This is a genomic window from Terriglobales bacterium, assembly GCA_035651995.1.
In the GTDB taxonomy this organism is placed as follows: Bacteria; Acidobacteriota; Terriglobia; order Terriglobales; family Acidobacteriaceae; genus DASRER01.
Genome location: DASRER010000002.1, coordinates 140,715 through 166,880, shown reverse-complemented (window position 1 = coordinate 166,880; position 26,166 = coordinate 140,715). Strand labels below are relative to the sequence as shown.

26 protein-coding genes are annotated in these 26,166 nt (G+C 61.5%); 15 read left to right on the top strand and 11 right to left on the bottom strand.

Going from position 1 to position 26,166, the window contains the following annotated elements; translation table 11 throughout:
• Positions 1–90 precede the first annotated feature (90 nt).
• A complete protein-coding gene (gene rpsI, locus VFA60_00830) occupies positions 91–486 on the bottom strand; it encodes a 30S ribosomal protein S9 (protein HZQ90319.1) in 396 nt (131 codons plus the stop codon).
• A gap of 77 nt (positions 487–563) precedes the next feature.
• A complete protein-coding gene (gene rplM, locus VFA60_00825) occupies positions 564–1,004 on the bottom strand; it encodes a 50S ribosomal protein L13 (GenBank protein ID HZQ90318.1) in 441 nt (146 codons plus the stop codon).
• Between the two features lie 193 nt (positions 1,005–1,197).
• Here rplM and VFA60_00820 point away from each other — a divergent pair, with 193 nt between their 5' ends.
• Complete coding sequence (locus tag VFA60_00820) at positions 1,198–1,488, top strand: hypothetical protein (protein HZQ90317.1); 291 nt, start codon at positions 1,198–1,200, stop codon at positions 1,486–1,488.
• Here the strand turns inward: VFA60_00820 and VFA60_00815 are convergent.
• From VFA60_00815 to ruvX, 6 genes are all read right to left on the bottom strand, one after another.
• Positions 1,485–1,805 carry a hypothetical protein gene (locus VFA60_00815; GenBank protein HZQ90316.1) on the bottom strand — a complete coding sequence of 107 codons (321 nt, stop codon included), beginning with the start codon at positions 1,803–1,805 and terminating at the stop codon, positions 1,485–1,487. The two genes, VFA60_00820 and VFA60_00815, sit on opposite strands and share 4 nt — an antisense overlap.
• A 44-nt stretch (positions 1,806–1,849) precedes the next feature.
• Positions 1,850–2,389 carry an AbrB/MazE/SpoVT family DNA-binding domain-containing protein gene (locus VFA60_00810; protein ID HZQ90315.1) on the bottom strand — a complete coding sequence of 180 codons (540 nt, stop codon included), beginning with the start codon at positions 2,387–2,389 and terminating at the stop codon, positions 1,850–1,852.
• A 99-nt stretch (positions 2,390–2,488) separates the two neighbouring features.
• A complete protein-coding gene (locus VFA60_00805; protein HZQ90314.1) occupies positions 2,489–3,589 on the bottom strand; it encodes an FtsX-like permease family protein in 1,101 nt (366 codons plus the stop codon).
• Positions 3,590–3,615: 26 nt separating this feature from the next.
• Positions 3,616–4,560, bottom strand: coding sequence for a hypothetical protein (locus tag VFA60_00800; protein ID HZQ90313.1), 945 nt, complete (start codon positions 4,558–4,560; stop codon positions 3,616–3,618).
• 70 nt (positions 4,561–4,630) lie between these two features.
• On the bottom strand, positions 4,631–5,608 hold the full coding sequence (mltG, locus tag VFA60_00795; GenBank protein HZQ90312.1) for an endolytic transglycosylase MltG: 978 nt from the start codon (positions 5,606–5,608) through the stop codon (positions 4,631–4,633).
• 46 nt (positions 5,609–5,654) lie between these two features.
• Entirely contained in the window at positions 5,655–6,080 is a 426-nt protein-coding gene (gene ruvX, locus VFA60_00790) for a Holliday junction resolvase RuvX (GenBank protein ID HZQ90311.1), read from the bottom strand.
• Positions 6,081–6,156: 76 nt separating this feature from the next.
• Between ruvX and VFA60_00785 the strand changes: the two genes are divergently transcribed.
• The gene (locus VFA60_00785; protein HZQ90310.1) at positions 6,157–7,269 is read left to right on the top strand and encodes an AI-2E family transporter; all 1,113 of its coding nucleotides are present in this window, start codon (positions 6,157–6,159) and stop codon (positions 7,267–7,269) included.
• Positions 7,270–7,370: 101 nt separating this feature from the next.
• Here VFA60_00785 and VFA60_00780 read toward each other — a convergent pair whose 3' ends face one another.
• Positions 7,371–7,898 carry a CarD family transcriptional regulator gene (locus VFA60_00780; protein HZQ90309.1) on the bottom strand — a complete coding sequence of 176 codons (528 nt, stop codon included), beginning with the start codon at positions 7,896–7,898 and terminating at the stop codon, positions 7,371–7,373.
• 243 nt (positions 7,899–8,141) lie between these two features.
• Here VFA60_00780 and greA point away from each other — a divergent pair, with 243 nt between their 5' ends.
• The 7 genes from greA (at position 8,142) to VFA60_00745 (ending at position 17,879) form a co-directional block, all read left to right on the top strand.
• Positions 8,142–8,624: a transcription elongation factor GreA gene (gene greA, locus VFA60_00775; protein ID HZQ90308.1), complete on the top strand. Its 483-nt coding sequence runs from the start codon at positions 8,142–8,144 to the stop codon at positions 8,622–8,624.
• Positions 8,621–9,265: a CDP-alcohol phosphatidyltransferase family protein gene (locus VFA60_00770; protein HZQ90307.1), complete on the top strand. Its 645-nt coding sequence runs from the start codon at positions 8,621–8,623 to the stop codon at positions 9,263–9,265. Before greA ends, VFA60_00770 begins: the two co-directional genes overlap by 4 nt.
• Before the next feature lie 22 nt (positions 9,266–9,287).
• Entirely contained in the window at positions 9,288–10,241 is a 954-nt protein-coding gene (locus tag VFA60_00765) for an isoaspartyl peptidase/L-asparaginase (protein ID HZQ90306.1), read from the top strand.
• Positions 10,242–10,388: 147 nt separating this feature from the next.
• Positions 10,389–14,054: a TonB-dependent receptor gene (locus tag VFA60_00760; protein HZQ90305.1), complete on the top strand. Its 3,666-nt coding sequence runs from the start codon at positions 10,389–10,391 to the stop codon at positions 14,052–14,054.
• A gap of 65 nt (positions 14,055–14,119) precedes the next feature.
• The gene (locus tag VFA60_00755; protein HZQ90304.1) at positions 14,120–15,313 is read left to right on the top strand and encodes an aminotransferase class I/II-fold pyridoxal phosphate-dependent enzyme; all 1,194 of its coding nucleotides are present in this window, start codon (positions 14,120–14,122) and stop codon (positions 15,311–15,313) included.
• A 128-nt stretch (positions 15,314–15,441) separates the two neighbouring features.
• On the top strand, positions 15,442–17,340 hold the full coding sequence (locus tag VFA60_00750; protein HZQ90303.1) for a LysM peptidoglycan-binding domain-containing protein: 1,899 nt from the start codon (positions 15,442–15,444) through the stop codon (positions 17,338–17,340).
• A gap of 167 nt (positions 17,341–17,507) precedes the next feature.
• Complete coding sequence (locus VFA60_00745; GenBank protein HZQ90302.1) at positions 17,508–17,879, top strand: hypothetical protein; 372 nt, start codon at positions 17,508–17,510, stop codon at positions 17,877–17,879.
• A gap of 65 nt (positions 17,880–17,944) precedes the next feature.
• Here VFA60_00745 and VFA60_00740 read toward each other — a convergent pair whose 3' ends face one another.
• Both VFA60_00740 and VFA60_00735 read right to left on the bottom strand, forming a co-directional pair.
• Positions 17,945–18,157 (bottom strand): hypothetical protein, encoded by a 213-nt coding sequence (locus tag VFA60_00740; protein HZQ90301.1) that lies wholly within the window; start codon positions 18,155–18,157, stop codon positions 17,945–17,947.
• Between the two features lie 69 nt (positions 18,158–18,226).
• A complete protein-coding gene (locus VFA60_00735; GenBank protein ID HZQ90300.1) occupies positions 18,227–18,943 on the bottom strand; it encodes a S24 family peptidase in 717 nt (238 codons plus the stop codon).
• A 196-nt stretch (positions 18,944–19,139) separates the two neighbouring features.
• Between VFA60_00735 and VFA60_00730 the strand changes: the two genes are divergently transcribed.
• The 6 genes from VFA60_00730 to VFA60_00705 all read left to right on the top strand — a co-directional run bounded on the left by VFA60_00730 (position 19,140) and on the right by VFA60_00705 (position 26,137).
• Entirely contained in the window at positions 19,140–19,370 is a 231-nt protein-coding gene (locus VFA60_00730) for a hypothetical protein (protein ID HZQ90299.1), read from the top strand.
• A gap of 305 nt (positions 19,371–19,675) precedes the next feature.
• Complete coding sequence (locus VFA60_00725) at positions 19,676–20,248, top strand: hypothetical protein (protein ID HZQ90298.1); 573 nt, start codon at positions 19,676–19,678, stop codon at positions 20,246–20,248.
• Between the two features lie 223 nt (positions 20,249–20,471).
• Complete coding sequence (locus VFA60_00720; GenBank protein ID HZQ90297.1) at positions 20,472–20,711, top strand: hypothetical protein; 240 nt, start codon at positions 20,472–20,474, stop codon at positions 20,709–20,711.
• Positions 20,712–20,773: 62 nt separating this feature from the next.
• The gene (locus tag VFA60_00715; GenBank protein HZQ90296.1) at positions 20,774–21,232 is read left to right on the top strand and encodes a dual specificity protein phosphatase; all 459 of its coding nucleotides are present in this window, start codon (positions 20,774–20,776) and stop codon (positions 21,230–21,232) included.
• Positions 21,233–21,274: 42 nt separating this feature from the next.
• Positions 21,275–25,384, top strand: coding sequence for a hypothetical protein (locus tag VFA60_00710; GenBank protein ID HZQ90295.1), 4,110 nt, complete (start codon positions 21,275–21,277; stop codon positions 25,382–25,384).
• Entirely contained in the window at positions 25,385–26,137 is a 753-nt protein-coding gene (locus tag VFA60_00705) for a hypothetical protein (protein HZQ90294.1), read from the top strand.
• Positions 26,138–26,166 lie beyond the last annotated feature (29 nt).

The window sequence follows — 26,166 nt, the reverse complement described above, 5'->3', positions numbered from 1 at the left end:
CGCCCCCGCTTCGCCAGAGGCGGAACGGGAAAGATCATTTCTCAGTTGCCAGTTCTCAGTTCTCAAAAGAACTGAAAACCAAAACCCAAACTAGCGCTTGCTGAACTGGAAGCGTTTGCGCGCACCCTTCTGGCCGTACTTCTTGCGCTCTTTAGCGCGGGAATCGCGCGAGAGCAGGCCGTCGGCCTTCAGCTTGGAGCGGAGCTCGACGTTGAACTCCAGCAACGCGCGGGCGATGCCCAGCTTGACGGCGCCGGACTGCCCGTTGACGCCGCCGCCGGACACATTGGCGACAACGTTGAAGTTGCTGCCGACTTCGGCGATGGCGAGAGGGCGCTTGGCGGTGTTGCGCTGCGCCTCGGTCACGAAATACTGGTCGAAGGGGCGACCGTTCACCGTGAACTCGCCCGAGCCGGGACGCAAGAACACGCGAGCGATGCTCGACTTGCGACGTCCCGTGCCGTAGTACTGAACCAGATCAGCCATGATTTCAGATGCGGGCGCGATGTCCCGCGACAACCCTTTCCAAAAAATGAGGCGAGCCGAATACGGCCCGCCTGAAACTATGCCCGCTTGGCTTCCTGCAGCGCCTGCGGCTGCTGGGCCTGGTGCGGGTGCTTATCGCCGCGATAAACCTTCAGCTTCTTCGCCATGGCGCGGCCCATTTTTGTTTTGGGCAGCATGCCGGTGATGGCGTCCTCAACAACGTCTTCGGGACGGCGCGCGAAGCGCTTGCGGAACTCCTCCGAGCGCAGACCGCCGGGGTAGCCGGTGTAGCGACGATACACCTTGCTCTCGGCCTTCATGCCGGTGAGGCGGATCTTGTCGGCGTTCACGACGACGACGTGGTCACCTACGTCAATGAAGGGCGTGTAGCGCGGGCTTTCCTTGCCCGCGAGGATGCTGGCGACACGCGTAGCGAGGCGCCCGAGCGTCTGCCCCGAGGCATCCACGACGAACCACTTGCGCGCAATTTCCCCCTCTTTGGGGAAATAGGTTGACATCTGAACTCTCCCAGAAAATGACGCAAAGAAAGACCGCTGAGCCCACATTCCGCGCAGAACCGACAGAAAGGGGTTCTCCAGGCGGGCAACTGCAGGTACAGCAAAGTCTAAAAGATACAGGACTTGAGAGCGGATTGTCAACGAACGGCGGGGCAAAACGGAGGTTGCTACACTCGCGATCCGGGAGGAGCCGATGAGCAACAACGCCGAAGTAGCGGGTGTACTGCTGAACTTTTTTGGGGGCGTGATTCTGGCGATCGATGCGCTATCCGCCGAGTCGCGCGATGTGGTGGACGAGGGCACAAAAGCGGCCACGGAGGATGCCGCCGCAGCCGGCGTGCCGGTAAGAACGGGCGGCGGGCGACCGCTCTCCTATGAGCGCTTCCGGCGCGGCGTGGTCCGGCACTCGGTGGTGCTGGCTCGGCTCGGATTCGGTCTGATGACTTTGGGCTTCGGTTGCGATCTCTACAGCAAACTGGGCTAGCCGGCGCGGGCGATACGGCGGAGCGTGAGAACACGCCGAACGGGCTTCTCATCGTTGAAGAACGTTTGCACGTCGAGAATGAGCAGATAGTCGGCCGAGAGGGGATACGAAAAGCGATATCCGGTGAAACCTTCCGTCTTGAACGGAGGGGCGTTCTTCCAGCCCTTGGACTGGAGCGCCTGGAGGGCGCGTTGAAAAGCTTGCCGAGTGGCCATGGCCGCCTCGTCGCCTTGTTCCTCGCGAAGGGAGCGCAGCAGCAGGGCATAGCGCTTGCGAAAGGAATTGGGCATGCGGATTTCGACTTCCAGGTCAGCCACGGCGTGCAGAGTAGCGCGCGGGCATTGTATGCGGCCGCAAAGTTTCAGTCACCAGCCGTAAGCTCATCCCGTTCATCCCGACGGCGAGCGCTCTTGGTCTTTGGCTTTTGGCGGCGAACCTCCCGCGGCGTGCCGGTGCGCCCGTAGACGGCGTTGGCGCGCGTGCGCATGTCGTCCACCAGGCGGCTCAAGTTGCGGATGGCGAGGTCGGCCTGCTCGAGCTGCCGGTGGATTGCGAGGGACTCTTCGGCGAAAGAGGCTGCTTCGGCTTTGGTCTCGAGGTTGGCGCCGGCGGCGGCCGCGTCGAGCGCTTTGAGAGCGGATTCCACGCTGGAAAAACTCTGGTAGTCGCCGGCGGCCAACTCGGCGTCGACCTGGCGTTCTTCGGCGGCTGCCTCGCGAGTCCCGCTGCGGACGAAGCGGGCGGGCACGCACTCGAAACCGCCGCGCGGCCCGATACAGACTTCGAGGTAGTCGTCGGGTTCCAACCCAAGCCGCTCGACCAGGGAGTTGGGCAGTGTGATCTGGTTTTTAGGGCGCAGACGGACGACGGCCGGTTTGATCTTTTCCGGAGGAACCTTCACAACGCACGCCTCCGCAAGTAAGAATATCTTACTTTCCTACCAGGCGGCAAGCCGTCAGCGGCTCAAGCCATCTACAGCTTTGTTTTTCAACCACTTAACTTACTCATAGGCGAGGGCGTCGATCGGATCCTTGCGAGCCGCTTTGTAGGCAGGGTAAACCGCGCCCAGAAGCGCGCCGACAACAGCGATTCCGGCGGCGCGCACGAGCCAGCGCGCGCCGATCTCGATGGGAAGCGTGGGGAAGCGGGCCTCGAGCGCGCCGCGAGTGGCGAAGCTAATCCCGATTCCGACAGCTACGCCGCAAATCGCCAAAAGCACGGTTTCACGCAGAACAACGTTCACGATGTAAACCTTGGAGGCGCCGAGAGACTTAAGTATGCCGATTTCGCGAGTGCGCTCCATGACAGCGGTGTACATGGCCTGAAAGATCACAATAAAGCCGATGATCACCGCGATCCCGATGACAACGTTGAGGAAAATCGAGAGGCCGGGCAGGTTCTCCGTCGTCATCATGGTCATGTAATCGGCGATGGACCGAATCTGGTATCCCTCCATGCCGGGAAGCTTTCTTAGCTCGTCAACGATCAGGTTGGTGTTGCCGGGATCGTCGGCCTTCACATAAAAGATGGTCGCCTTGCCGGGAGCGCCGATCCAATCCTGCAGAGTATCGAGCCGCAGCAGCCTGCGGCCGCCAACACCGTGCTCCACGATGCCGCAGATGCGCGCCTGGTGATTCAGCACGTCCACACGGTCCCCGACACGCGCGTTGTGCGAGCGCGCCCACACGTCATCTACGATAACGTCGTCCGGATTTTGAAATGGGCCACCGGCGAGGTATTTCAGCGGATGCCCCAACGGATAGGTGTTCAGGTCCACGCCAGTGATGGCTTCCAACGTTCCGCCCGTCGTGAGCTGGGTTATGACGGGCGAGACCATGGCGACGTGTGGCTGTTTGCGAAGAACGTCGGCGAGCTTGATGGAAACCGGCGCACCGCTGATGGTGCTGATGAACGACGATCCGGGCGGCTGGATCATGATGTCGGCGCCGATACCGCGCTGACGCTCCGCGGCGTCATTCAACATCCCGACCGACAGGCCGACGATGACGAGGATGAGCGTAACCTCGATTCCGATGGCGACAATGCTGATGAGCGACCGCAGCGGGCGGTGCACCAGGTTGGAGAGGACCAATTTGTTCATTGCGGCGATTGTAAACGGTGAGAGCTTTACCTCGGCTTGTCGGCTGGGGGATGCGTGCCGTCGCTGGAGGTGAAGGAAGGCTGCCCGGCGCCCAGGCGCACCAGGGTCGATCCCGGCGGCTGCTGGAGCGCGAACTGGTCGTCACGCAGGGGAACGTTGGCCTGGAGCTTCTCGATGGTGAGCACGATGTCGTACTCCTCCTGAGGGCGCCAGATGTGAATGACTGACGGGAAGTTGAGGCCGCCGAAGTCGCGGAACTTTTCATAGCGCGTGTCGGTGGCGACATTGCCCATCTTGTCGTAAACGATCTGACGGTGGGGCTGGAGGTCGACGCGGCTGAAGACGATCTTCCGTGAGAGATACCAATCCTTATCGCCGTGACGAATCACGTCAATCATGTAGTCGGGCTGCTCGAAGGTCTTCTTCGTTTTCGGATCGATAACATCTTCCGTGCCAGCTTCGAGGACGCTGATTTCTTTCTGGGGATCAATCATATGCAGAAGAAGCGCGTCAAAGATGGCCTGAGGGCGCAGGTTTTCCAGAGCCGAGCTGGCGGGCTGGATCACGTCGTTGCTGCCGACCACGAACTTGTTCTGCGGCGGGATGGAGAGCTTGAACTCGCGGCCGTCGCTCACCATGTCGAAGAGCCGGTTGCGGACGATGGGAAAGAGGCCGATAAGCCGCAGCTGGTCAGGTTCGCGGACCAAAAGGTAACCGCGAATGTCGCGATACTCGGTAACCTTCCCTTTTTTGGCGCCGCCGACGCTGACGGCGATGTCGACGATGGCGTCGAGCGTGCGGATCTTGGAGGCCTCGAGGTTGATGCGCTCAACCAGGTCGTCCTTGGTGGCTTCTCGCAGAGTGGCGCCGGTAGGCCGCGGTTCAACGCGGTGCGTGCGGAAGAGGCATCCTGTTGCGGGAAGAAGGAGTATCGCGAGCAGGAGGACGCTATATGGACGCCGAAACCTCATTGAGTACGTTCCGTCAGTATATCGCGGCGACGGGACGGTACGGTGCGGCGACGGGACGGTACGGTGCAGGCTAACGGTCGCTGAGCGCGCGCCGGTAGGCAGCGACGTTGCGATTGTGCTCGTCCATGGTGCGCGCGAAGCGGTGGTGCCCCTGGGCATCGCTGACAAAGAAAAGGAAGTCGTTGGGCTCAGGGTTGAGCGCCGCGCGCAGGGAATCGGCGCCCGGATTGGCGATGGGTCCAGGCGGCAAGCCGGCAAATCTGTAGGTGTTGTATGGCGAATTCGCCTGCAGGTCAGACTGATGAATGGCGCCGGAGTAGCGGCCATCGAGCAGCGCGGCGTAGATGATGCTGGGATCGGCGTCGAGCGCCATGTTGCGCTGCAGGCGGTTGGTATATACGCCGGCCACGCGCGCGCGTTCTTCCGGGACTGCCGTTTCTTTCTCAACGATGGACGCCAAAGTGACGATGCGGTGCACGTTGGCGTTCAGGCCAATGTGCGCGGCTTCCTGGCGGAAGCGCCGCACCATGGCGGCGATCATGTCTTGCGTGGATTGCGTGCGCGTGAAGCGGTACGTATCGGGGAAAAGATAGCCTTCGAGGGACCGCGCCTCGGGGTCGAGATCGGAGATCAGGGTGACATCGGTCCGGGCCTGTTGAAGAAACTCGGAGCGCGAGGCGAGGCCAGCGGCTTCGATGGCGGCGGCGACGTCGAACATGTTGTAGCCTTCAGGGACGACGACGGTGTGGAAAGCGATTTCGCCGCGGGCAATCTTGTCGTAGGCCTGGGAGGTGCTGACAGAGCCGTCGAATACGTACTCGCCAGCTTTGAGCGGACGCAGTTTGAAGTAGTGAACGATGAGGAACGCGGTGGAGCTGCGGATGACGCCGCCGTTCTGCAATTCGGCGGCGATGCGGCGCGATGACCAGCCGTTGCGAAGCAGGACCGAGATTGGCGCGGCAAGCTGCCGCGGCACCAGGATTGCCCATACGAGCCAGGCAACGGCGGCGAGCAGGAACACGGCCATCCATCGAACGAGGGACCGCATGGCTGCAGTGTATCGGATGCGAGTTCCTGGTCGACGGAAGCCGGTGTCACTGGTAGTGACGGTGGTCCAGGAACGACTGGAGAATGAGGACGGCCGACATCTGGTCGACGACCTGGCCGCGGCGCCGGATGCTCATCTCAGTTTCGCGCAGGAGACGATTGGCCTGGGCGGAGGTGAGGCGCTCATCCCAAAGATGCACGGGCAGGGAAAATTGCTTGCGGAGATCGCCGGCAAAGGTTCGGACTTTTTCAGCCTGGGCGCCGGGAGTTCCGCTGAGCGGGAGCGGCAGTCCCACGACGATTTCGCAAACCTTGTACTGGCTGACGACCTCAGATAGGTGTTGCAAGTCCGAGCGCTTGTTCTTGCGGTGCAGGGTCGGCAATCCCTGGGCGGACACGCCCAGAGGGTCGGAAACGGCGAGCCCAATGCGGCGCGCGCCAAAATCGAGGGCCAGGATACGACCGCGGTCCAACGGTGGGGCAGTACTTTCGAGCGACACATGGCGATTATAGGTTCGCGGCCAAGCCGCATCGGAATACCATAACGGCATGAGCAGCGAGCCGGTGGAACTCGACAGCGCGCAAGAACGGGAGCTGGAGCGTCCGGCGGTGGTCACGGTGCCTCGCGCGCGCGGCGAGAAGAGCAATGTCGCGCTGAGCGTGATCGCGCTGATTCTGGTGCTGGCGGCGTGCTACTTCGCCAAGCCGGTGTTCGTGGTGCTGCTGGTCTCGATTTTGATCGCATTCCTCCTGGCGCCGGTGGCGGACTTGCTGGAACGTTTTCGGATTCCACGGCCGATTGCGTCTCTCATCTCGGTCTTGCTGATGGCAGGCGTGTTGTACGGGTTTACGTACTACTCGTACAGCGCGGCGTCGCAGTTCGTCCGCGACCTGCCGAAGTATTCCGCCAAGATGGCGCAAACGGTGGCGCGCTTCCGCAAGAAAGCAGAGGACATTCAGAAGACGACGCAGACCGTGCTGCCCGCGCCGAGCGATGTGCGCACTGTCAAAGTGGAGCAGGCGCCGAATTGGACGGGATGGCTGAGCAACTGGGCGGGGTCACTGACGGAAGCAATTTTCATCATCAGCTTCATACCGTTCCTGGTGTACTTCATGCTGAGCTGGCAGGAGCACGTGCGGGCGTCAACCGTGATGCTGTTCCGGATGGAGAACCGGAACACGGCGTACGTAACGCTGGGCGAGATCGCGCGCATGATCCGTGCGTTCATCGCGGGCAACGTGCTGGTGGGCCTTTTTATGGCGGCCGTGGCCAGCATCATTTTCGGGACGCTGGGTCTGCCGTACTTCTACTTTATCGGGTTGATCAGCGGGTTCGTGAGCCTGGTGCCGTACCTGGGCGTGCCGCTGGCGGTGTTGCCGCCGCTAGTCGCCGGGTTGGGGCAGATCGGATTCAAAGACGCGCTGGTGATCGTGGCATCCGTTTTCGCGCTGCACATCTTTGCGTTGAACGTGCTCTACCCAAAGATCGTAGGGAGCCGGGTTCGGCTGAACCCGCTGACGGTGACGCTCGCGCTGTTGTTCTGGGGGTGGCTCTGGGGAGCGATGGGTCTGGTGCTAGCCGTGCCGATCACGGCGGCAATGAAGATCATCTTCGACCACGTGGAGCCGCTGCGGCCGTGGGGAGCGTGGCTGGGCGAGTAGACAGGGGAAAAGACGCTGCTGGCTGCTCGCTTCTGGCTGCTGGCTAAGGAACAAGAAGGCCCCTCGCACGAGGGCTCTTGTCAGGCGAGAGGCGCGAAGGCTTACGCTTCGGCAATGATCTCAGGGAAGCGCAGGTTCGACTTGGCCAGGGCCTTGGTCAGCAGATGTTCGATGTCGGCCTCGTCGAGATTCTTGGCCATGGCCAGCTCGCTGACCAGCAGGTAGCGGGCCCGCTCCAGCATCTTCTTCTCGCGGAAGGACAAGGGCTTGCTCTGGTTGAGCATCAGCAGGCTCTTGAGGACGCCGGCAACCTCCAGCAGCGACCCGGTCCTCATTTTTTCGGAGTTTTCCTTGAACCGGTACTTCCAGTCGGCATGGTTCTCGCACTTGCCGTCGGTAAGGTAGTCGAGGATTTTCTGGCACTCGCCGTTCTTGATGACCCGGCGAAGGCCGACGCTGGTGATGTTCTGGAAAGGCACCATCACCTTGAGATTGCTGGACTTAATCTTGAGGAGGTAAAACCGCTCGACGGTGGCTCCGACGGTCCGGCTGCTTATCTGCTCGATTATTCCGACGCCATGATTCGGGTATACGACCTTGTCGCCAATCTGGAAGTTAACGCTACTCATGAAGGGCACCCGTCCGGGGGCAGGGGGGACATGAATTATTATATGTGGAAAACACGCCAAGGTCAAGCGAAGACAGGGATTAGCAGAGATACCGGTTGACGGTCCGACCATTAAGAATGTTGAGGATAAGCGGACGCGCAATTGGGCGATTGGCGGTGTTCAAGCTGACGCAGTAAGAATAAAATCCGATAGTAAGACCCATGCCGCTGGCTTCAGCGGCCAACCAGACGGGACTTGGAGCCCATGCCAGAACATATCCGGAAAAAGTTGGAAGACGAGATCCAAAGCCTGGAGTACGAGCTGAACCACGAACTCCCCAAGGAATTGAAGAAGGCCGTGGCGCTAGGTGACCTGAGCGAGAACGCCGAATATCACATGGCGAAGCAACGGCAGGAGTTTGTCCGCGCCAGGCTGGGCCAGCTCAAAAAGCGCATGGCGGAGCTCTCGCTCATTAATATGAGCAACATTCCGAAGGACCGGGCCGGGCTGGGCTCGACAGTGGTTGTGTTCGACCAAACCAAGGAAGAGGAAATTGAATACCAACTGGTGACGAGCGAGGAGTCGGACGTCTCGCGCGGGAAGATTTCAACGACGTCTCCGATCGGCCGGGCCCTGATGGGAAAGAAGATCGGGGACAGCGCGACGGTGGTGACGCCGAGCGGCGAGCGCGAACTGGAAGTGCTGAGGCTGAAGACGATCTACGACGAGGCAGGCGGCGCCCAATGACCTGGACGAGCGCAGTGGGGCGCGGTTCACGTGTGCTGTTGCGCGGCATTGTGCACGGGCTGGCGCTGACCCGCATCTCACCGAACCTGCTGACGTTCATCGGCCTGGTAATCAATATCGGCGCGGCGGTGCTGTTCGGTTATGCCAAGCCGGAAAACCAGCAGCGCATGTTTCTCTATGCCGGTCTGGTGATTATCGGGGCCGGAATCTTCGACATGGTGGACGGCCGGGTGGCGCGGGCGACCGGACAGGTGACGCAGTTCGGGGCGTTCTTCGATTCGGTGGTCGACCGGTACAGCGATCTGGCGCTCTTCTTTGGATTGCTCGTCTATTACGCGCGCGCGAACCGGTTCTTCTACATCGTGATGGTGGCGATTGTGATGACCGGCTCGGTGATGGTGAGCTACACGCGGGCGCGGGCGGAATCGCTGATTGGACAGTGCAAGGTCGGTTTCATGGAGCGGCCGGAGCGGATCGTGCTGGTGATCATCGGGGCGTTGTTCAATCACATGGCCCCGGTGCTGTGGGTGATCGCGGTGCTGTCGAATATCACCGTGATCCATCGCATCATGTATACGTACCAGCAGACGCAGCTCAGGGAAGGAACGCGCGAGCCGGTAGCGGCGTCGTCGCGCGCGTGATCCCGCCGCGGCGCATCCATTCATGACCGACTGCTCTCAGGACAATCAGAGTTCCCCGCGGAGCACCGTGCCGGTGCTGGTGGTGCACGGCGGCGCGTGGTCCATTCCCGACGACATGGTGGAGGCGCACCTGCGCGGCGTGAAGGCGGCGCTGGCGGTTGGCTGGCGCGTCCTGGAACGCGGCGGCTCGGCGCTCGATGCAGCAGAAGAAGCCGTCGTGAGCATGGAAGACGACGACACGTTCGACGCCGGCCGCGGCAGCTTTCTGAACCGAGACGGACGAGTGCAGCTGGACGCGCTGATGATGGACGGGGCAACGCTGCGCGCCGGCGGCGTGGGGTGCGTGGAGCGAATCCGGAACCCGATTCGGGCGGCGCGCAAAGTGCTGTCGGAGAGCCAGCACGTTTACTTTGTCGCCGACGGCGCGGAGCGCTTCGCGCAGGAACACGGGATTGCGCTGATCGACAACAGCGAACTGGTGCTGGAGCGCGAACGCGAGCGTCTGCGAACCGCGCAGAACGGCGGCGCCGTCGAAGATATTTTTGCGACGTCGCACGACACGGTGGGCGCGGTGGCGCTGGACATGAACGGCAACCTGGCGGCGGCGACCTCGACGGGCGGAACGCTGAACAAGGCGCCGGGACGAGTGGGTGACTCGTCGCTGATCGGATGCGGATGCTATGCCGACAACGCGAGCGCAGCGGTATCGCTCACGGGCTGGGGCGAGCCGATCATGAAGCTGGTGCTCGGCAAGTGGGCCGCGGATCGCGTGGGAGCAGGCGGAGCGCCGGAGCCGGTTGCGTGGGACGCGATCAGGTATCTGAAGTCGCGCGCGGCGGGGCACGGCGGGATCATCGTGCTCGATACCCAGGGCCGTTTCGGCATGGCGCACAACACGCCGCGAATGGCGGTGGGGTATCGGAGCGCAGAGCGCGAGGCCTACCACATCGAGCTGAAGCCCCGAGGGGAACATTAGCGCACAACGTTGCGAGTACCTCATTGTGCCTTGCCTTGCAGAGCAGCATGAGGTAAAAACCTGCAGCACACCCATTCTCCTCATTCTTGCGTATTACAGACGCCGCTTTTCGTCTGCGTGGACACCTGATTTCAGCGAGGCGAAGCCATGAAGAAGATTGTTGGAACAGTTTTGTGCTTGCTGCTGGTCGTGTCGTTCGCCGTACCCATCGCGGCACAGGAAGCGTCTACCGGCGCGCTGCTGAGCGGCACGGTGGCTGACCAAAGCGGCGGCGTTATCAGTGGCGCCACGCTGAAGCTGAAGAACAACGCGAACGGCGCCGAGCAGAGCGTGAAGACCAACGCCGCAGGCGCGTATCGCTTTCTGCTCGTGCCCGCCGGCACGTACACGTTCACGGTGGAGGCGCCCGGCTTCAGCCGCATGGTGGATTCGGCCCTGACGCTGAACGTGGGCCAGGTAGCGTCGTTCCCGATCACGTTGCAGGTCGCGGCGGCTTCGACCGAAGTAACGGTTTCGGCTGGGGCGGAACTGGTGGAGGCGCAGCGCACGTCCGTGGCGACGACGGTGGACCAGACGCGCATTGACAATTTGCCAATCAACGGGCGCAACTACATCAACTTCACGCTGACGAATTCGCAGGTGGCTCGGGACACGGCGCCCAGCATCGGCGCGGCGCCGACCTCGGGGTTGAACATCGGCGGGCAGCGGGCACGCGGCAACCTGGTGAACGTGGACGGTGCCGACGCAACCGACAATTCGGTGAACGGTGTGCGCTCCACGGTTTCGCAGGAGGCGGTGCAGGAGTTTCAGCTCATCACGAACGGCTACGCGCCGGAATACGGACGTGCGTCGGGCGGCGTGGTGAACATCATCACGCGCGGCGGATCGAACCAGCTCCACGGCACGATGTTCGGATACCTGCGGAATCGCCACATCCAGGCGGTGAACCCGTTCAGCACCGTCAAAGAACCTGCCTACACGCGGGTTCAGACGGGCGCGACGGTGAGCGGGCCGATCAAGAAGGACAAGACGTTTGTGTTCTTTTCGTTTGAGACGACCCGGCGGCATGAGACGGGATTTTCAAGCATCGGGTCGAACAACTTCGGGCTGGTGCCGCTGACGATTCCGGCGATTCCGGGTTTGTTTCCCGGCGGAACATTCCAGGTGACGCCGGCACAGGCGTCGTTCTTCGCGGCGAACTCGGCATTGTTGACGAACCCTGCGGCCGGACCGCTGCTCCAGGGGTATCTGTTCCTGACGGGCGCGTCTTCGTCGGTGGCGCTGAATCGAGTCCAACCGGCGGCGTTCGGCGGGCGGGCAGCCTTTCCATCGACCTGCCAACCGACTACGCCCGTCTGTGCTCCAATGCCGGCGTCGTTCGTCGGTCTGAACTCGGTGACGGGAAACTTCCCCGTCTTTGAGGGGACGACGGTCTATTCGCTGCGACTTGATCATCGTTTCAGCAACAGCAATCAACTCATGTTGCGCGGCATGGCGAGCCCGAGCACGGTGGACGGCATTCAGGTAAACGCGCAGGGACCGACGCAGAACTTCGGGCAGAACGCGTTGTCGCGCACTTCGGTGCAGACGTACCGCGACACGGGAATCACGGCGCAGGACACGTGGACGATCGGGAGCAACAAGCTGAACGAATTCCGCTTCCAGTACGCGCGGCGCGGGTTGCTCTACAACTTTGCACAGGCGCCGGGCGGCGCGAACGTGGCGGTGAACATTCCCGGATTCGCGTTCATCGGGCGCGAACCGTTCAGCTTCGTGGACCGCACTGAGCAGCGATATCAGTTCACGGACAACTATTCGTGGACACTTGGCAGCCATAACACTAAGTTCGGAGTGGATGTGAACCATCTGCCGCTGGAGGCGGATTTCACCGTCAACTTCGGCGGCGTGTACAACTTCGGCGAACTGCCGGCGGCGGCGCTGAATCCGGCATTCGCCACACCGCTGGGCGGCCGCGCGTTTCCGAGCTTCAGCCCGGTGCAGGCGTACGGGCTGGGCTTACCGCAGGTGTTCATTCAGGGCATCGGAAACCCGCACGACTCATTCACGAACAACACACTCGGCGTTTACTGGCAGGATTCGTGGCATGCGCGCCCGAACCTGACGATCAACTACGGAGTGCGCTACGACATTGAGTTCACGCCGGAGTTTCCAGCGATCAACAGCCTGTCACAGGCGGCACAGAACGCGCTGGGAATCACGCAGGGAATTCCGCGCGACAATAACAATATTGCGCCACGGATTGGACTGGCGTGGGATCCCTGGAAAGACGGCAAGACGGTGCTGCGCGGGTCGTATGGATTGTTCTACGACCATCCGCTACTCGCGCTCGCGTTCAACTCTGACGTGGCCGACGGCGCGCAGGCGGCGACATTCGCGTTTACCGGTGGATCGCCGGGGCCGTGCACCGGAAATGGGATTGCCGGAATCAACGCGGCGACGATTTTCCAAGGCTTGCTCGGCTGTTTGCCGGCGAGCTTTGGTTACCTGCCGAACGAGCAGCGATTCAATGCGCTGCTGCCGAATTCCGTCTTCGTAAACCAGAACTTTCTGACGGCGGGCGTTCCGTTATCCATCCTGCCGTTCGGTTTTCCGACGGCGAAGAACTTCCAATACGCGTATTCACACCAGGCGAACCTGGGCGTGGAGCACGATTTTGGCCACAACACGGCACTCAGTATCGCGTACAACTTCAACGGCGGTCGGCACCTGAACCGGCCGATTGATGCGAATCCGCCCATTTTCAACGCGCTGGTTTCGAACTGGCGTGCAGCAATGGCGGATCCGGCGGTGCCAGCCCAAGTCAAAGCTGGATTTGCAACAAATCCGTTACTGGTGGGATCGAATCCATTGTTTCCCGCAGGCATAGGCCCACAGGGGCCCTGGGTGTCAGCAGGTGTAATGAACTTTTTCCGGCGCTCGGGAGTGAATCCGGCTCTTTGTGGAGCGACGACGAATGGCGTTACCTGTCCGGCCATTCCGACGCTGGCCCCGCTGATTGCGGCGGTGGCGCAGCGTTACGGCATCACCGGGATGGGCGTGCCGGTTCCGTTTGGCGGGATGACGCCGAACGTGGCGAGCGGCAGCTCGGTGTATCACGGGCTGACGGCCAATCTGAAGAAGCGCTTCAGCAACCACTATGAAGGCCTGGTTTCCTACACGTGGTCGCACACGATCGACGACTCGACCGACCTGCAATCGCCGCTCTCGCCGCAAGACAACTTCAACCCGGGCGCGGAGCGGTCGAACTCGCTCTTCGATCAGCGTCACCGGCTGGTGATCAGCGGCGTGTACCAAAGCGGTAAGGTAGGCAGCGGCGGATTCATGAGCGGACTGCTCAGCGACTGGACGATTGCACCGATCGTCGAAGCGGCATCCGGGCGGCCGTTCGCCATTCTCACGGGCGCCGACACCAACTTCGACTTCGGTTCCAACACTGACCGGCCGAATGTTGTGGCCGCGAATGCTGCAGTGACTTCGTGCGGCGACCTGCCGGTGGCGTCGAAGTATTCGCCGACGGGATTCCTGCAGGCTGGATGTTTCATTGACGGAACGGCCCCGGGAAACCTGCGACGCAACGCGGGCATCCGGCCGAATGTGGTGTTCACGGACCTGCGCATGTCGCGACGGATCAACCTGGGCGAGCGAATGAAACTGGACGGGATCGTCGACATGTTCAACATCATCAACCGCTTCAACGTAGCCGACGTGAACCCGCTGTACACGCAGGCGGGCACGCCGACGGCGGCGTTTGACCCGCGGCAGTTCCAGTTTGCGCTGAAGCTCTCGTGGTAATTTGAGCAGTTGCCGGACCGACGGGTCTCGCGCGGCGAGACCCGTTTTCTTTTACGGAGGACGCGATGCGAGCCAAAGAGTCGCGACGGAGGCAGTTGGGGAATTCGACGCTCAGCGTGCACGCCGGCGAAGACCGGCACGGAAGGAAACCGCTGACAACGGAGATCGCACAGACGTCGGTCTTCACCTTGCCTGGACTCGATGAACTGCGCCGCATCAGCGAAGGCAAGAGCGATGCGTACATGTATACGCGCTATGCGAATCCGACGACGCGGGCGGCCGAGCTGAAGATTGCCGCCCTGGAGGGAGCCGAGGATTGCCTGGTCACGGCCAGCGGAATGGCGGCAACGGCCAGCGCGGTGTTCAGCCAGTGCTCGGCGGGCGACGAGATCGTTTCGATGCTGGATGTCTATGGCGGAACACTGAAGCTGTTTGACGATACGCTGAAGCGCTTTGGCGTGAGTGTCCGGTGCGTGGCGTACAAAGATCTGGGCAACCTGGAGCGCTCCATTACGCGACACACGCGGATGCTTTTTTTGGAGTCGCCGACGAATCCGACGCTGCGATGCGTTGACCTGGAGCGGCTGTGCGCGATTGGACGGCGCCACAAGCTGTGCGTGGTGGTGGACAACACTTTCGCGACGCCGATTCTGCAGAAGCCGCTCGAACTCGGCGCTGACTTGGTGATGCATTCGGCGACGAAGTATCTGGGAGGCCATAGCGATGTCACTGCCGGGGCGCTTGCCGGGAGCAAGCGGCTCATCGACGGTGCCCGGACTTCTATGAAGCAGGTGGGAGGGTGCCTTGATCCGGGCGCATCGTATTTATTGCTGCGCGGGATCAAGACGCTCGAGATCCGGGTTGAGCGCGCCTGCCAGAACGCCGCAGCGGTCGCCGAAGCGCTGCTGGGGCACGAAAAGGTGGAGCGGGTGATGTATCCCGGCTTCGAGAACTGCGACGGGCACGAATTCGCGAAGCGGCAGATGCGCGATTTCGGAATGATGGTGTCGTTCGAGATCAGAGGCGGCGAGCGGGCGGCAGACCGGTTTATCAACGCGCTGGAGTTGTGGTACCTGGCGACCAGCCTGGGGGGAGTTGAGTCGACGGTGAGCTATCCGGCGCTGTCGTCTCACATCGGGCTGAGCAAGGAGCGGCTGAAGCTGATGGACGTGACTGCGGCAACAGTGCGGCTCTCGGTGGGCATCGAGAATCCAGACGATCTGGCTGCCGACCTGTTGCAGGCACTCGATCGGGCGTGACCCGCGGTAACCGGAATGCAACGCGCCCGGCGATTCCTCGATTGACCCTGGATGAGGACCGATACTACGATTCGGAAAATCAGCAACACGGTTCGGGTGCGCCCCCCGAACCAGCAGGAGTGGCTAGCTTGTTGAAGCACATAGGTCCAAAACGGGCGGCCCTGCTGAGCACGATTGCAGCTTTTCTGCTGCTCATCGGCTGCGAGACAGCCGAAAAGAAGCAGGTTGCTGTAGCACCTCCTGCGGCCGCGATGGCGCCCGACGTCGTTCCTTCAGCGCCGCAACAGCCTCCACCGAAAGCTCCCGAATCGGTAGTCCAGAAAACCGATCCGGCCGAAGAGACACTTCGCCAAGCGGAGAAGGAGTACCAGGCAGGCCAGGACGAGTACGCAGCGGGACACCTGGAGGCGGCGCGCGCGGCGTTCGATCGCGCGTTCAACGTGCTCGTGTCGGGGCCGATCAACGTGAGTTCGGACCAGCGCCTGCAGGCTGAGTTCGAAAAGGTGGTGACCGGCGTCAACAACCTGGAGATGCTGGCGCTGAAGCAGGGTGACGGGTTCACCGAGCAGAAGGCGGAGCCGGCGCCGATTGACGAAGCGGCGCAGGTGACGTTCCCGGTTGATCCGAAGCTGAAGGCCAAAGCGGAAGCCGAAGTGAAACAGACGCACTCGGACCTCCCGCTGGTGCTCAACGACGAGGTCGCGGGATACATCAACTACTTCTCGTCTGCGCGAGGGCACGGAACGCTGGAGCGAGCGCTGACGCGGGCGGGCCGCTATCGTGAGATGATCCTGAAGACGCTGCGCGAGGAAGGCGTGCCGCAGGACCTGATCTACCTGGCGCAGGCGGAGTCGGGATTCCAGCCGTTGGCGTTGTCGCGCGCAGGAGCGCGCGGGATGTGGCAATTCGTGGCCAGCCGCGCCTCGGGTTATGGTTTGCAGCGTAACTGGTGGATCGACGAGCGGCAGGATCCGGAGAAGTCTACGCGCGCGGCAGCTCGCCATCTGAAAGACCTGTACAACCAGTTCGGCGATTGGTACCTGGCGATGGCAGCGTACAACTCGGGTCCTGGCACCGTGCAGGACGCGGTGCAGCGGACCGGATACGCCGATTTCTGGGAGCTATACCGGCGCAGCGTGTTGCCGAAGGAAACCAAGAACTATGTGCCGATCATCGTCGCAGTCACGATCATGGCGAAGAACCCGGCGCAGTATGGGCTGGACCAGATTCGGCCGGAAGCGCCGGTGGAAACGGACCGCCTGACGATCAATTATCCGGTGGATTTGCGGCTCGTTGCGGAGTGCGTGGATACGTCCGTGGCTGTACTCCAGGAGCTGAATCCCAGCCTACTGCGGATGACAACGCCGAAGGACGCTCCGTTCGACCTGAAGCTGCCGGCTGGAACTCGGGAAAAGTACGAGACGAGCATCGCCGCGATCCCGGCCGACATGCGCGTTTGGTGGCGGTATCACAAGGTCGGCGAGGGCGAGTCGCTGGCGAGCATCGCGCGGAAATATCGAACCACGGTGAAGGCGATCAGCGAGGTCAACGGGCTGAACGGAGACGAAGTGGCGAGAGATGCCAAGCTCGTGATCCCGGTTTCACCCGGGCGAGAGCCGCAGCGCACGAGCTACTCACGGCAGGTTGTCCGCTACAAGGTGCGCCGCGGCGATACCGTGTCCTCGGTCGCCGATGAGTGGGGCGTACCGCCGGAAATGGTACGCAAGTGGAACCGAATCAAGGGAAACGACCTGCGCCGAGGCCGTATCCTGCTGATTCATCGTCCGACTGACGACAACGGCAAGATGCCGGGGAGCTCTGTGCACAAGGGACGCAAGTCCAAATCTTCCAGTAGCTTACGCGCCTCGAGTGTTCCGGGCCGGCAGGTCCACACGGTGCGACCGGGAGAGACCCTGTACAGCATTGCCAACCAGTACAACACCACGGTTGCTGCTTTGCAGCGGGACAATGGCAAGACAAGTTCGCGGTTGCACCCTGGCGACGTGCTGGTTGTGAACGGCCGCTAGGGACGAAAAACTTCTCTGTCGTCCTTTGACTTTTGCCCAAAAAACGCTGTGTTATAATCCCGCGCCTGTTCGGTAGCGGTCGCAGTATTTCCCGGTGGCGCGGCAATGCCGCAATCGCTTGTAACGGCGCGTATTCAGCCGAAAACGTCTTGATTCAGGAGGAAGTAATGTTCTCAGACGACGAGATCCTCTATGCTCGCGACGACGAAATGGATGACTACGGAGACGCCGGCGCCTACGGGGAGGAAGTAGAAGACTACGAAGAGGAAGAGGAAGAAGAGGAAGAAGCCGGAGGCGGAGCGCCCGCGACGGGCGGGGCCGTCGAAGCTCCTGCTGCCACGCCGGCAGCTCCCCCAAGTCCGCCGCGTCGCGCTCCCAAGAAAGCAGCTGCAAAAAAGAAGAAGGGCGGCGCACGCAAGAAAGCCCGTAAGGCCGGCGGCAAGAAGAAAGCACGCGCGGTTTCCCGCCGCGGCGGCAGCAAGCGCGCTGCGAAGCGCGGCGGCAAGAGAAAGGGCGGGTCGAAGAAGCGGCGCCGGTAAGACATCAAGTGTTAAACAGAAAAGCCGCGGTCAATCAGGCCGCGGCTTCTTGTTTTTTTTTTGAGTCAGCGCTTACCGTTCACGGCATCGAGGCAACGGCCGTAGAGCTCCAGCAAGTGGTTGGCATACTCGTCGACGCGCACGGGGGTGGTGCCCTGGAATCCGGCAGCGGCGCCGGTCTTGCCATAGCCAGTGGTCACGGCGATGAACTTCATCATGTCGAGCGCGATGTCTTCGTTACGCCGGGACCCGAGCACCGGCGTTGCCACATCATTCATTGCTGGCCTCACTGCTGAAGCGGATCCGCTTCGAAGAAACTATTTTAACAAAGCCAGACACAGCGCAGCTTACGTCTCGATGCCGATGTGGCACACACGCCCGATGATGCGGTCGGCGGCATCGCGAGCGCTTTCGACGGGAAGCACGTCCACTGCGTATGCCTGATTGTGCGGGCGAAGCACGAGGTTCTTGCCGGCGAGCTCCACGTAACGGACAACACAACCGTCGTCGACAGCGACTGCATACATGTTCGACTCCCCGCGACGATACGGCTGCAATGAGTTGTAATGCCGGTCGATGAGCAGAGTAGCGCCCGGCATCAGCCGGGGGTACATGCTCATTCCCTCGCGGGCGTCGGCTTTCAGAATCACAAAGCGCCGCCATCCATTGCGTGATCCATGCGGATCAGGCCGTAGCCTCTTCAGAAAAGGCTTCTTGAATTTGAGGATGTCTTTGACGTTTTCGCTGCTGATGAGGGGATCGCGAGCGGCAACTTGAGCGTCAACCAGAAGCACATTGTCGAACTGATCGTCACTCGGAGGGAGGATGGTTGCGCGCTTGCTGACTTCACCCGGGTCAAGCAGGTCGAGGACAGATAAGTGCTGAACGGCGAGAATGCGGTCCATGGACTCGAGGCTAAGGTTCCGCTTGCGGTTCAGGAAGTTAGAGACGTGGGCTTGCTGGAAGCCGGCCTGACGCGCAAGCTTCAGGCCGGTGAGCTGACCGGCATCAATGCGGGACCAAAGGATGCGGCGAAGATTTTCTTGCAGTGCCTTGATTTTCACGCGGTGCTTATAACAAAAAGATATTGTCGGGAGCAAGTACCATGACACCAATGCCGTGCGTTACTCCAGTTCAGATATTCTCAAGCCGGGAAGAATAACCAAATGACATTATGGCGATGTGACAGATCATGGCGTTTGCGCATGCACAAGTTCGAGGGTTATATCTGGCAATCTCTCACAGGAGAGCAGGGGAGCAATGGGCGCACCAATCGCACAGGCTCATCATCATCATGCGCCGGGTCAGGTATTTCTGGAGTTTCGGCGGAAAGTGCGCGATGCGGAACTCCTGTCGGCCGCCATGGAGCGCATCCTGGAAGATTTGCAGTTCACCGGGCGCCTGAGTGTGATTGTGCAGAACGGCAAGGTATTGAAATCTGGGTATGAAGAAGGGTACTTCAGCCGGCGCACGGACGTTCGCCTGCTATGAGGTGAAGCTGCCGGCACAACGCTCGGAGTAAAACTAAATAGCTCACAGGTCTTCGCAAGAAAAACGAGCCCTGGGCTGAACCGGCCAAAGTTGCCGGGCGGCACAGGGCTTTTGTGTTGTTCAACTCTCACCGAGGAGACGCTCATGCCAGTGGCGGTACTCGCAGTCGCCAAGCTCGAATTGAAGTATTGCGAACGTTGTGGCGGGTTGTTCTTTCGGAAATGCGAAAGCGACGAAGTGCAATGTCTTCGATGCCGGAGAGAGCTCCAGCAGCAACTCTCCGCGCCGAGACTGAGGAGGAACGTATGAGCACACTCGCTGTGGAGCGCATGTCTGTATTGGCTTCGGGTGGCGGCGGGTGCACGAGCCGGAGCAGAAAGCCTCCGCACAGAGTGGAGTCGTCCGCGCAATGGCAGGAGCCAGACGCTCCGCCGGAAATCGCGGCATATCGCGACCGGACCACAGCGCTGTTGCGGAAGTTTTTGCGCCTTTCGGTGGAACTGGGCCGGCTGCCGTCGCTTGTGGGTCGCGAGTTTTTTCGAGCGCGCGTCAGCTCGTACCGCACCAGCACGTTTGAAGACGCGGTGATTTTCACGCACGACATGGAGCGCTGCCTGAAGCTGCTCGATCCGTTTTCACGCGAGCTGATCGCGTGCGTGGTTCTGGAAAACTACACCCAAGAGGAAGCGGCGGACCTGCTGCGCTGCTCGCGCCGCCGAGTGGGGGTCAGATTTCCCGAGGCGTTGGATCGGCTGTCGGCGATCCTGCTTCGTCGAAAATTGCTGTTGCCGCTCGAGCGGCACCAGGTTGTGGAAAAAAGTTGTCAAGCCCCCAAATCGGCCGGAAACGTTGTAAGCATTTCAGCCATCGCGAGATAAATTTCGTGACTGCCTTCCCATTCTGGGTACCGAACCTGCTATTCTGAAAGTGAAGCTGAGGAATTGAGAAGCGCCGGGAACGCCGGGACAACGGCGAGCCGCCCGGCGCTTTCGTTTTATGCGCGAAGCTCCGAGCGTTCGGTCGATGAACCGGCGAGCCGGCGAATCCGGACGCAGGGAGATGACGGCCGGGCCAGGCAGTTCAGACGTTAGCGAGCAGGTGGTGGCCCAGATCACGGCGGCGCTTCCAGACATTGTGGAGACGTTCATTCGGGAGGCCCAAACCGAAAAGAGCTGCCCGCACGCGAGATTTCTGTTTGATATCTGGCAGGCGCTGGACGCGACAGGGGAAACCGAGCGTGCCGGTGTCCACTGGGCCAAGCAGTTGATCAGCTGGCTGGAGACGGAACAACGTAACGTACGCGAAGGCAGCAAAGTCGAGTTAGGGCAGGGCCGCATTTAGAATGGAAACGCTCCGACTCTGAGCGGGCGAAAAGCGCCGCCGCGGAGCCGGACGCGACCCTGATGATGGACCTGACGTGGGTGACACCGCGGATCGCCGTGGGCGGCGGAATCTGGCACGAAGCCAACATGATTGAGGTTGTGCGCGCTGGGGTAACGCACATCATCAACATGCAGGTGGAGTTCGATGACCGGAAACTCGCTGATCCTTACGGAATCGATGTGCTGTGGAACCCTGTGGATGACGACTTCCTGCCAAAGCCGCCCGAAGTTTTTCAGCGCGGTGTGGAGTTTGCGACCGCTGCGTTGCAGAACGACGCAGCCCGGCTGTTCGTGCACTGCGCCGCCGGCGTTCACCGCGCGCCGATGATGACGCTGGCGATATTGCGGGCGAGCGGTTTGAGTTTGGCGGACGCGCAGCGTTTGCTGGTGAGCCGCCGTAACGTCGTGGATTTGGCGGAAGTATACGTGCGCAGCGTGGAGAATTTCATGCGCAGCTATGCGCCCGCGGGGAACGACTAGCAGCAGCTTCGTCAGGTAGCGACCGAGCCGAAACAGGAACTCATGATAAAAACCGGCACTGATTTCAGCCGCCCCGCGGGGCGGCTTTCTTTTTCCGCCATCGTCGTGCTGTGCGTCTGGCTGACGCCTTGTCTGCACGCCGCGCAGCCCGCAACGACGGTAATCAACGACGTTGTGTATCGCGCGGACGGCGCACCGGCGCAGGGGACGATCCTTCTGTCGTGGCCCGCGTTCGTTACAGCAGATCACAAGGCCGTCGCAGCGGGGGCGATGAGCGTGACACTTGGTCCCGGCGGCGCGCTGAACCTGGCACTGGCGCCCAATCAGGGAGCGACGCCTCCGGGTACCTACTACAAAGCCACCTTGAAATTGAACGACGGCACGACCAACACAGAAGCCTGGGTTGTGCCGACCACGTCACCGACGACGGTGTCGGCGATACGCGCCTCGGTGGTACCAACCGCCTCAGCCGGGCAGTACGCCACGGTTAGTTATGTTGACACGCAGAACGCGGCGCAGGATGCGGTGACGGTGACGAAGCTCGGCCGGCAGGGAGACACTCCGGTCACGCTGGCGTCGGTACGTTATGCGAGCCAGTTCGCGAACATCCAATCGGCGATCAACGATGCGGGGACGAGCGGCGCCGTACTGATCCCCTCGACGTATGCAGGCGCCGACACGTATACGAACTCCGCTGGTGTGCCGGTGCTGGACCTGCGCCAGGGGCGATTGACGGTCAGCGATTTGGCCACGCAGAGGCCATGCGCGGATGTCCGCGCATCTGGCGCCAAGGGGGACGGCGTGACCGATGACTCCGCGGCGATCCAGGCGTGGATCAACGCGATCCCCGATGGCGGGTGCGGCTTCGTTCCGCCCAATTTTCGGATGAGGATCACGACAAGCGTTCAGATTTATCTGCGCCACAAGATCAAGTTTTACTCACCCACCGGCCAGGGCAGTTCATCGGACTGCACGACGGCGGGCTTCAATTGGGCGGGCGCGAACGATGGTGTGCTGATCGACATCAACCGTTCACGCGGACTGGTGTTCGAGGGGCTGGCGTTCTGCGGCTGGGCAACGGGAAGCAGCACGCTCGCCGGCACGGTGGTGAGGATCGACCAGAATCTGGCTGGAAGCAGCCTGATTACCAGCGACATCCTCTTTCAGCGCGACTATTTCAATTCAAAATCGCGCGCCGGCGCGAAGCTGGTGGCGATTTCGCCGTCGAACTCGGGGAACAACCAGGAAGACATTCGCTTCGAGAACAGCACGTTCTTCGGGAACTTCGATCTTCCGGCTACGCGGCTCACGGACTGCATCACGATCGGCAACAATCCCAATGCCAAGAACATCCGGATCACCGGAAACTTCATCGGGAACTGCCGTGTGGCGATCACCGAACTGAATGGCAGCTGGAAGATCGAGGACAACGAGTTCACCACGAACGACCTCGACTTCAAGCTTACGGGGTGGACCGACCCGAGCACGTTCAAAGGCAATATCAGCGAAAACTCGAAGCAGGGTATTGACGGCACCGCGGCGAGTTCGACGCCACCGCTGGAGATTTCCGGGAATAATTTCGGCGCCAACACTCCAGACCTGACCAAGACCTTCGTGATCATGCCGTTGAACGCGACGGTCGACTTTCGCAACAACAATTTCGACTTTGTGAAGGATGGAAGCGGCTGTCCTGATCCGTCGCTGAGGCTCCTGGGATTTCCGGATAACAACCAGACGCGGATGCTCAGCCGCGGCACGACGGTCGCGTCTAGTTGCTACAACATTGAGAAAGACCTGGCGCTCGCGAAGTCGCAGGTTGACGACTTCGGCGGCGATCAGACGCTTCCCGCTGCCGGCTCGCCGCTCACAATAGGCGGCGTGCCTGTTTACGAAAGCTGGTCCGGGCGCATCCAGGCGCGGCACACCAATGGGCTCCGGCGGCCACTGATCGGCATCAATCTTGATCTAAACCAGGCGCAACAGCTTGGCGGCCTGCCGTGCGCCATCGACGGCACAAGCACCTGCCTTGACCACGGCGGAATCGAGATTGCTTCGGTCATGCAGCCGGGACTGACCTGCTCGGTCGTGGGCGCCGGCGGCGGCGCCAATCGGATGTATGCGCTGGTGGCGAAGGACGCGAATGGCAACCGGGCCATGGTGCGGCACCAGAATTGCGCGACTCCTGCCAGCTATGACGCGAACAACTACGTTGCTCTTTCGTGGTTGGCGGCCCCCGGTGCGACAAGCTACGACATTCTGGCGGCCAACCCTGCTGACGGCTCATTTTGGGGGCTCGTCGCGAACACGACGAGCACCAGCTATGACGTCACAACGAATCCCGCTGGCCCCTACAACTACTCGAAACCGGCGTACAACGAGACCACGATCGTGAAAGTCCGCGGCGTTACACAGCCGGTGGCGCAGGGCACTCCGGCAGGGAATCCGCCGAGCGGGCAGTTCTGGACGTACGTCAAGAGCGGCAGCGGGCTCTGCCAAAAAGCTTCATCGGGCACGGAGACATGTTTCGGCTCCGGTGGGGGCGGAAGCACGGACTGGAACAATCCAGGCACAATCGGAGCAACCACACCGAACACAGGCAAGTTCACGCAGGTGACGATCGCTCAGGACGGCACCAATACCGCGCCGGCGCTCACATTCAAGAACGGCAGCGGTGGCTACACGAGCGGCAACGATCTGGCGTTTCAAATCGCGACCGCGGGCGGTTGCTACTTCTATCAATTCCCGAGTTCGGTGAACGGAGTCACGATTTGTGACGGCCAGCTGCGAGCGCCAGCGGGAAACAATGCAACTCCTGGAATTCGAATTGGAAGCGCGTTGGGTTACGGATTTTACGCGGGGACGCACTCGCTCTCGGTTGGGCTGGCGGATTCCGATGCCGGGTTCTACGTGGCTGTGGGCGGTAGCAACATTGTGCATATCGACTCGAAGGGCTACTGCTTCGGTGCGGGGAGTGTGTGCGCGATGTCGGGCCCGGGGTCTCCCGAGGGAGTGGTAGCGGCGAGCGTCGGATCAACGTGGTATCGCACGGACGGCGGAGCAGGAACGTCGATCTACTTCAAGGAATCCGGCACGGGAAACACCGGGTGGGTAGCCTCAGGAGCGCTCGTGGCCTACCTGAAAGCCACGAATAATTTGAGCGACCTTGCCAGCGCCGCTACGGCCCGGGCGAACCTGGGGCTCGGTACTTCCGCGGTGAAGGATGCCTTTGGCAGCGTACCCGGAGTGAAAGTCGCCAGCACGGACCTGGGTGCGGATCCGACAACTGACAACTGCGTGAAGTGGGTTGCCGGCGGCAAACTTGGCGACGCCGGCACCCCGTGCGGCGGCGGCGGTTCGTCGGTGACGGGCACGGGTTTTTGGCACAGCACGGCGGGCTCTCTCGATGCCGCTGCCAGGAAGGTTGCGCTTAACGATACGAACGATGTAACGGGCACGACCGCCGTCGGCAACGGTGGCACGGGTGTGACCACGATCAGCGGCATCGTCAAGGGGAACGGGACGTCGGCCTTTTCTGCCGCGACGGCGGGGACCGACTACGTTTCGCCATCGAGCACCGAGACGCTGACCAACAAGACGCTCGACGCCGAGGGTAGCGGCAACGTGATTACGATCCCCACCAAAGTATGGTTGCCGGCCGCGGGATGCAACAATGCGACTGCGTCGCCGTTTTGGGACCTCCCAACCTCCACGCCGGCTTCCCCTGCCTGCGTGACAGGCACGAATACCCAGAAGGGCGTGCTCGATTACGCCGACACGTCGGGGGGGTTCTCGGCGCAGAACACGCTTCTTCTTCCGGCAGACTTCACCGGGAACATTGATGCCCGCATCATCTGGACGACGAGCGCGACGAGCGGCAATGCGAAGTGGTCGCTGTCGACAGCCTGCACCGATGTTGCAGCGAGCGCGACCGATGATCCGGCATTCAACACGGCCTCGACCGTGACGACCGCGGCACCCGGGACGGCGAACCGCGTCCAGGTGTCGTCGATTAGCGCAGCCACGATTACGGGCTGTAATCCGGGAAACCTGCTGCACATCAAGCTGTTTCGCGATGGCAACGACGCCGCCGATACGATTGCGGCAACCGCTCGCTTGATCGGTGTAGAGCTGACGATTCGGAGGGCGATGTAATTGAAGCGCGCTCTCACATCGGCTCTGGCCGCGCTGGTCGTTGTGTCGGCCCCGGCGCAGCTCACGATCGTTAAGCGCCGGCCGCTCGCGGCTGGCGGTGGCGGAACGCCGACCTATGTGCAGTCGAACCACAACGCGCCCGGGAGCTCGACCACGTGCGCGGTGAGTTACTCGAGCAACAGTACGGCCGGCAATCTGGCCATCTACGTGATTCGTGTGGCGGCCGCGGGAAGAGCGATTTCCTCGGTCACCGACACTCAGGGCAACACACATTGGACGCAGGCCGCAGCGCAGGATCAGACGAGCGATGGCCACGGCCTCTTCGTTTGGTACGCCTGGAACATCAACGGAGGAGCCAACACCGTTACCGGAACCGTGTCAGGGGCGGCGGCAACGGTGCGTTGCCAGGTTTTCGAGTATTCCGGCGTGCTTTCGACTGGCGATCCGCTCGACAAGACGGTAACTGCAAGTTCGGGCGCTGCGGCCAACGCAGCGCCGGACAGCACCGCGACCGCAACCACGACGCAGGCGAAGGAACTCGTGTTCGGCGCGGCATCCGTCGGCGGCGTGCAGACGTTTACTGCCGGAAACGACGGCAACGGGCACCCGATGACGCTACGGCAGAGCACATCGGCGGAAAAAATCGGCAGCGAAGATGTGACCGTAAGCGCCACCGAGGCTGCTAAAGCCACGTTCAGCCTGGGTGCAAACGATCTCTGGACCTGCATTGTGGCGACCTTCAAAGGCAGCTAGAGATCCAGCGAACCCACAAAACCAAAAGG